The following is a 6,543-nucleotide window of genomic DNA, read 5'->3' on the forward strand; positions in this document are numbered from 1 at the left end:
TTATAAATACTATCTAATTAAAATAATTATGAACAGTGTTTTATTATCATTAATTCATATTTCCCTAGACGCTTATCAGAATACCCGCGCTCTGGGTGAAATCGGTTCAACTTACGTGGGAATGTTTGCCTAACGTGAGCTTATCGAGCAACACTTGTGGAACAGGAATAACAGAGTATCGAACAAAGACGACTAACGTCACTATTGCCACAAAACTGCCTAAAACAAAGTCATGAACATCAACCAGCGCCCAACCAAGAAGCCTGTCACTGGTAATCGCAAGTATGGCGATACTCACCGCAGCCATCCATTTACGATGATCGTAAGGCAAGTACTCCATCTTTTGGCTCACAATATAAAGCAGTGACAGCCTCACGGCATAAGTACCACAAAGCACCACCACCACGCCCCACACGCCATAAATCGGTGTTACAACAAGATAGCCAATGGTTGCTACAATCGCACACCCGCCTTGTATCCACATTTGCGATTGGCTTGAGTCACCGCTGAAACAACCAAGGTTGAGGTAATCCCCTGCATTCTTAATCACACCAATCGCCAAGAGTGCGACAACAATAGTACCTGCATACTGATAACTGCTGGGCAGAATCAAAGCAATAAAACCAGGCACCGTAAGGATCATCAAACAACCCAACACTATGGCCAGATTCACGCCGACTAGCGCTCTATCCGCACAGAATTTTTTACCGCCAGGCTGTTGTAGCATGGCCACCCGATTTGGAAACCACCACAAAGCATAAGGCTGCAGTAGTAAGCCAAGAAGCAACGCAAACTTACCACTGACCGCGTAAATCGCCAGTTCTTCAACGCCAACAAAGCTCGCCATCACCCAGCGGTCTAACCCTGTAATCATATACATCGAAGCACCACCGACTAACGTGGGCAATCCAAACTTTAGGATCTTAGCGGAGTATTTGAGGCTGCCAAATGTACCCATCTCTTGCCATTGATAACGAAGCAAACACAGCACCAGCAACACACTAGAAACAGCGGAAGAGATCAGAACACCATCAATGCCATAACCCGCTTCAAGCAACACGAAGGTCATTGCAGCTTGCACCGTTGCCTTCAATACATTGAGCATGCAAAAGCGCTTAGCTAACGCATTCATTCGCATCAGTGTTAACGGGATAGAAATCGCACCATCTAACATGGTCGGTATCAGAAGAAGTAATATTTGATAGGGCTGAAACTCGACGGGCAGCATCAATAACAACAACGGCATACTAAGAGCAATTAAAGAACCGCCTAACACACAGACCAAGACACTCAACGTGAAACAGTTAGAGGCCAGCTTTCTCTTTTCTTCACCCTCAGCGACGCCCACATAACGGTACATTGCCTCAACAATCCCAAAGCTAAATAGGATTGTCCCGATGTCAGCCAACAAGACGATGGCTTCTAAAGAACCGTATTCTGCCAACGTCATCTTATGGGTGATATAGGGGATCATCACGAGCGAGATCCCTTTCATCATCACGATACCAATGGCGTAATAGGCCGACTGTTTTAATGAACCCATTGGAGTCACCTATTCCTACAATGCAGGCATTAGGAAACTTTTACAGTCCCCAAGAAGGTGTCGTAAAGTTCTTTTTTGAGGAGCCAAAACTAACGAACGAATACTGTATGAGATGGCCAGTCGGTTTTGTTGTAAGCCTCTGTAATAGTCGGCGTAACCTTCTAATATTCTTGCCTTTGCAATTTTGAAACTGGACGTCGGTAGGTTCCATCGCTGACTGTCATTTTGGTAACGTTGAAGAATGGTTTCGATAGACTGCAAATTTGTCAGTTTAAGACTTTCAGTTTGGGTAACAGAACTCGCTCTCATCAAGTAGCCAACCTGCACAGAATTCAACACACCAATCTGATGATTTTCACTCATTCGAAGCCACAGTTCCCAATCTTCTGCATATTTTATATCAGGATTAAAGCTGTCTGTTTGAGAAAACACATCCGCTTTCACCATCACCGTTGACGTTCCAATAACATTGTTTTCAATGATGAACTCCAACGGGTTTTCTATATTGATAAACGCTTCACCTTGGTCTTGAAACTGCGACCAGTAACTAAAGCAGTCGACTATCACTTGGTAATCTTCAGTAAGGTGTTCGTAGTTAGTAAAGCTCATCGCGAGATCTGGGTATCGTTGATGAAATTCGAGTTGGCGTTCGAGTTTTTCAGGAAACCAGAAGTCGTCTGCGTCTAAAAAAGCGATGTATTCTCCGGTCGCTTTTTCAATCCCTAGGTTTCTCGCTTGAGGCGCCCCGACACCCAATGTGGATAAGGTAATAATGCGTTCATCTTCTATCGAAGCGAGATACGTCGACGTTCCATCGTTGCTGTTATCGTCAATGACAATGAGCTCAACATCTTGATGAGTCTGCTTCAGTACGCTGCCAATTGCCTTCGGCAGGTAATCCAAACAATTGTAGGTAGGAATAACAACACTTACTTTAGCCATAATGACGCCCTCAGATTTATACGTTATATGGCTGACGTTGCATGTTCTATGCCGAGAGTGCCTTGCTATGAAATCACTTTTAGATCAGTCGCCTACGCAGACACTCTCAAAATGACGAACAGGGTGATCAGACATGAGCGTCAAAACTCCAATTTGATTATCAATTTGAGAAAATGAGCGACTTCTTGGGGGATAACCTTCGGAAAACCATCGAAAAGCCCTCCAAAACTACGATTTTATCTTGGTTCGTATTTTGCTTTATTGGTTATTACCTTGGCTTGATAGCTTTAGTCATATGGATTTGAGGAGTAAGGAATGAAGAAAGTAGCATTTGTGGCACCAACCTACCCTGTACTCAGTGAGACCTTCATTCAAACAGAAGTCGACTCTGTGAAAGCGTGTGGGCACGATGTTTGTGTAATGACGTTCGAAATTGAAAACAGCGAAAAACAGTTCGACTACGACATTGTCGAAATAGGCAATAATGTTCGGATGGGTAAAGTCGCCTGCATTAATTGGATAGGTTTCATCAAGGCTATCTCATTTATTTCTAAGCAAACCAGCATGCCCAAAAAATCACTGTTCGCTTATGGATTCAAACTGGCGCTACAACTCGCCGAGAACGACGTCGAACACGTTCATGCGCATTTCTGTCAGCACACTACAGCTCACGCCATCGTCGCGGCAAAGCTACTGAACATCACCTGCTCGTTCGTTGCTCACGGTCATGATGTTTACGAGTTCGCTTATGATATTGAACAGAAGATTTCGTCGAGTGATTTTGTGGTCGCAGTGTGCAAAGACATGCTCACTGATTTCAACACCATGGCTAAGGGAAACATTAAGCTCCTGCACTGCGGAGTGAATACCAAACAATTCCAACTCACCCCCAAAACCGAAACGAAGCAACTTCGCTTTGTTTTTCTTGGTCGATTAGTGGAGCAAAAAGGTATCCACCATCTTATTGATGCATTGGCACCGATTGCCGAACCTCTCGACATTCATCTCGATATCATCGGTACTGGCGATTTAGAGCAACAATTAAAATTGCAGGTCAAAGAAAAAGGACTTGCTCGAAACGTGACCTTTCTTGGCGCGAAACCTCACGAGTGGGTGAAAGAGAAACTATCGAACTATGACAGCCTAATCGCGCCCTTCTGTTTTTCCGAAACCGGGTGTGTGGATACAGGGCCACTGGTTTTAAAAGAAGCGATGGCCGTGGGAACACCCGTCATTACCACCAACATCATGGGATGCAAAGAGATCGTCTCACCAGAGACAGGTTTTGTGGTTAGCGAAAAAAACGTGGAAGAATTAAGAGAAGCGATTGAGCGTTTCGCGCAGCTGAGCAGTAACGATAAAACATCGATGGGTTTAAAGGCACGTGAGAGAGTGAAAGACAGTTTTAATTCGATCAAACAAGCTCAGCAATTATCTCGTTGGATAGAGAACCCAGCTCAATAAGGAATAGCTCAGACGGCTGAGCATCGCAAGAACGGCTAAGCACCATACGAGCTACTAAGCACATCAAAACAACTGAGCACCACAAAAACAGAAGAGCGCTACATTGATTTGAAATGTAACGCTCAACTTAGCACAGCCTAATGATGGCAACTTATGCTTTCAGTAACTTTTATTAGCTTTTCATTAAGAAGCCTAGCTAGCCGGCTCGAAGTGCCAAAATAGACTCAAGATCTTCGATGTCACGATATTGAGCTAGCTCCTGCTCTTTCGATGAAATAGCCACAATCGACATTCTATCGGCCAATTCGTTACCTTCAATACCAACGTGACCGTTCACATGGTAGATGGTGATTTTTGAAGCCAGTTCTTGGTAGAGAGCATACGCAGGCTTAATAATATCGAGGTTTTTGATCTCGCCGCCCGACTTGGTCCAGCCCTTTTTCTCCCAACCCGTTGCCCACTTAGTAATACAATCTATCGAGTACTTAGAGTCACAATAAATCGCAACAGAGAGGCCTGCGTTTAACTTCTCTTTCGCGAGAACAAACGCTTGCTTAAGCCCATGTAACTCGGCGGTATTGTTGGTACCAACAGGCTGATACAAGCCATACCACAATTCTGTTAACTGGTTGTTTTGGTAGACCGCTAACCCCGTCCCTGCTTCACCAGGATTTGGTTCACAAGCACCATCGGTAAAGATCTTGATATCAAAAGGCATATCTGTGATTTGCTGCTCCGAAAGAGGCGGCACCTTAGCTTTCGTCGCCTTCCCCGCAGAGCTTGGCTTTGTAGCCGAAGAACCTGACACAGACGACGTTTTACCACCGAAAGCAGACTCGGCCTCGCCTAGTGTTGGAAACGATTTATATCTCGCACCAGCAAAACCATCAACTTGCGACTTACACTCATTCCAAGTAGTAAAAATACCCGGTGTACGACCTTTCCAAACCACATAATACTTCTTAGCCAAACTAACTCCTTACCAAAACCTAAACACACAAATAGTGAATCAGTACATTAGATGCCACCAAGCTATACGTTGCAAGGTCTATCACTCTAAAACAGGTCTAAAAAAGCTGCGTTCATAACTCACGATGCAATCAACTTCGTCTGCAAATTCAAACGCTTTAATGCACTCAGCATCGCTCAGCGACTTAACCCGATATTCTTCGTAGGCAGTCAAACTTTCAAAGGTAAACAACGCCAATGCAATATTGTTCGCCCCTTCCGACGGTAAGAAATAACCGTTGTGTTGACCTCCGAATTTAGCGACCAGAGGAATCCACATTTTTGCGTATGCCTCAAACTCACTTACCTTTTTAGGATCAATTACATATCGAACATAACAAGTAATCATAGTTATTCAGCCCTTAAATAATAGGAGAAACACAAAGCCGAAGTTGACGTTGAAGCTCAAGAAAAAAGGTAATCAACCGCAACGAGGTTATAGAACAAAAACACGCCCATACTGACGCCAATCGTTAGCAGCACATTGCCTGTTTTCCAAATCAACAGACCTGTGACCACCGCGCCTATCAAGTATGGGTTTTCAAGGCTTGGCCAAAATGTTTGTTCTGGTGCAAATACAATTGGCCCCCAAATCGCAGTCAGTACCGCAGGGCTTGAATAACGCAATAGGCGCCTTGCGGTTTGATTGAGTCGAAGCGGGATTGCAGGCTCAAGAAACAAATACCGACTAAAGAAAACAATCGCCGTCATAAGTAATATCGTTAACCAAATCATCTCTATTTCCCCTCCACGATTGTCTTGTTACCGTTGTTTCGCTCTTGGAACGATTCGCTGAAAAAGCCCGCTAACATACCAGCGATCGCTGCAATCATTAGCCCGCCCTCAATATTGTTAACCGACATGGCAACCGAAGTGACCAGTGAAACCACCACACACACAACGACGGGTAGAGTTCGGATTAATGGGAACACCAAGGCGATAAAGGTTGCTGCGACCGCAAAGTCGAGCCCAATTTCATTAAGCGAAGGAATTTGGCTTCCCGCGACAATGCCAACGAAGCTCGCGATGTTCCAAACGAGGTAAAAACCACCACCGACACCTGCAGCGTACCAGCGGTTAAACTCTTGCTGAGATTGGCCACTACAAATCGCGAACAGTTCATCGGTCAGCCAAAAGCCAAGTAATAGACGCCAACGAGCAGGAAGGTGGCTGATTTTGTCACGCATCGATACGCTGTATAAAAAGTGTCTTGAAGTAATAAAGAACGTGGTCAACAACATAGTCCCTAACCCAATGCCCGATTTGAACATCCCTGCTGCGACAAGTTGTGCTGAGCCGGCAAATAGAATAGCCGACATCGCTTGCGCTTGAAGCTGACTCAATCCAGCATCTATCGCATATGATCCAGCTAATATGCCCCACGGTATTACCGCAATACTCAAGGGCATCGCAGCCAAAACACCTTTCCATAACTGTGTTCGTCTATCCATTGTTTCACTATCCATATCATTCTTTTCTCTCTTCACATTAGCTATTCAATGTAAGAAGAGTGGAGTCGGTTCGATTGTACAAACTTGCTCGATTTCATGCCCCTCTGTTTGCCGCACTTAACCGTACTTAACCGT

7 protein-coding genes are annotated in these 6,543 nt (G+C 44.7%); 1 reads left to right on the forward strand and 6 read right to left on the reverse strand.

The genetic code is table 11. The features are described from left to right. Positions 1 to 106 precede the first annotated feature (106 nt). Both AB4513_RS06160 and AB4513_RS06165 read right to left on the reverse strand, forming a co-directional pair. Positions 107 to 1,543, reverse strand: coding sequence for a lipopolysaccharide biosynthesis protein (locus AB4513_RS06160; RefSeq protein ID WP_102257804.1), 1,437 nt, complete (start codon positions 1,541 to 1,543; stop codon positions 107 to 109). A 15-nt stretch (positions 1,544 to 1,558) separates the two neighbouring features. Next, the gene (locus AB4513_RS06165) at positions 1,559 to 2,485 is read right to left on the reverse strand and encodes a glycosyltransferase (protein WP_102257803.1); all 927 of its coding nucleotides are present in this window, start codon (positions 2,483 to 2,485) and stop codon (positions 1,559 to 1,561) included. 315 nt (positions 2,486 to 2,800) lie between these two features. Here AB4513_RS06165 and AB4513_RS06170 point away from each other — a divergent pair, with 315 nt between their 5' ends. Next, positions 2,801 to 3,949, forward strand: coding sequence for a glycosyltransferase family 4 protein (locus AB4513_RS06170; RefSeq protein ID WP_102257802.1), 1,149 nt, complete (start codon positions 2,801 to 2,803; stop codon positions 3,947 to 3,949). A gap of 196 nt (positions 3,950 to 4,145) precedes the next feature. Here AB4513_RS06170 and AB4513_RS06175 read toward each other — a convergent pair whose 3' ends face one another. The 4 genes from AB4513_RS06175 to AB4513_RS06190 form a co-directional block, all read right to left on the reverse strand. After that, positions 4,146 to 4,919 (reverse strand): viroplasmin family protein, encoded by a 774-nt coding sequence (locus tag AB4513_RS06175; RefSeq protein ID WP_102257801.1) that lies wholly within the window; start codon positions 4,917 to 4,919, stop codon positions 4,146 to 4,148. Between the two features lie 81 nt (positions 4,920 to 5,000). Then, the gene (locus tag AB4513_RS06180) at positions 5,001 to 5,306 is read right to left on the reverse strand and encodes an NIPSNAP family protein (protein ID WP_102249511.1); all 306 of its coding nucleotides are present in this window, start codon (positions 5,304 to 5,306) and stop codon (positions 5,001 to 5,003) included. A gap of 56 nt (positions 5,307 to 5,362) precedes the next feature. Beyond that, complete coding sequence (locus tag AB4513_RS06185; RefSeq protein WP_009847233.1) at positions 5,363 to 5,692, reverse strand: AzlD domain-containing protein; 330 nt, start codon at positions 5,690 to 5,692, stop codon at positions 5,363 to 5,365. A gap of 2 nt (positions 5,693 to 5,694) precedes the next feature. Then, the gene (locus AB4513_RS06190) at positions 5,695 to 6,423 is read right to left on the reverse strand and encodes an AzlC family ABC transporter permease (RefSeq protein WP_102257800.1); all 729 of its coding nucleotides are present in this window, start codon (positions 6,421 to 6,423) and stop codon (positions 5,695 to 5,697) included. Positions 6,424 to 6,543: the final 120 nt, after the last annotated feature.

The organism is Vibrio sp. 10N.222.54.E6 (assembly GCF_041473955.1).
GTDB lineage: Bacteria > Pseudomonadota > Gammaproteobacteria > Enterobacterales > Vibrionaceae > Vibrio > Vibrio tasmaniensis_A.